Origin of the sequence: Gemmiger formicilis, assembly GCF_016901605.1 — a bacterium.
In the GTDB taxonomy this organism is placed as follows: Bacteria; Bacillota; Clostridia; order Oscillospirales; family Ruminococcaceae; genus Gemmiger; species Gemmiger formicilis_B.
In genome coordinates, this window is sequence record NZ_JACJKP010000942.1 from 1 (window position 1) to 218 (window position 218).

A 218-nucleotide genomic window follows, 5' to 3' on the forward strand; every position below is an offset into this window, starting at 1 on the left:
CTCCCGGTCACCGTGCGATACACGCGGCGACCGGGAGTTTTTTCATTCAATTCGTGTTAAAAGCGTTCTACGCCATCGGCCGTGACCCGGGCGTAAATCAAAGGCGGCAACGCCAGTGTATTGTTGGGGGCGGGCCGCATCAAAAAGGAAGACTCCATCGATTTTGCCGCAGGAATTACCATGCACAAAAAGCTGGGGGACTATGTAAAGGCAGGGGA

At 54.6% G+C, this 218-nt stretch carries 1 pseudogene; it reads left to right on the plus strand.

The features are described from left to right. Nucleotides 1-99: 99 nt before the first annotated feature. Nucleotides 100-218 (plus strand): annotated as a pseudogene (locus H6B10_RS17340) (hypothetical protein); the annotation flags it as partial.